We start from the raw sequence: 264 nt of genomic DNA, 5'->3' as shown, positions 1-264 counted from the left end.
CGCCGGGTGCGCAGAAACCAATTTATTCGCTTTAACAAACCCAGACTTCCGTAAGCGCGTACCTTTCGTGCAGCCGGCCGGCGGCCGGCTCCCTGCGGGGTCAAGCCGCCTCGGCCAGTCGCCGTGCGCGCCGCGCACGCACCGCCTAGGCCAGCGCTTCGAGCACCTGCAGCGAACTGTCCCAGCCGATGCAACCAAAGGTGATTCTCAGGCAGAACACCAGCGGCTGGCCTTCCACAAGTTACTGGCGGCCAGCCACCAGGT

1 pseudogene is annotated in these 264 nt (G+C 65.2%); it reads right to left on the bottom strand.

Annotated features, from left to right (window positions below):
* Positions 1-145: 145 nt before the first annotated feature.
* Positions 146-264, bottom strand: a pseudogene (locus tag ACQG3P_RS20050) (3-deoxy-7-phosphoheptulonate synthase); the annotation flags it as partial.

Source organism: Stenotrophomonas sp. SrG (genome assembly GCF_050031795.1).
In the GTDB taxonomy this organism is placed as follows: Bacteria; Pseudomonadota; Gammaproteobacteria; order Xanthomonadales; family Xanthomonadaceae; genus Stenotrophomonas; species Stenotrophomonas rhizophila_A.
Note: the sequence above shows the minus strand (reverse complement) of the source record. Positions and strands in the feature narration are given on the sequence as shown.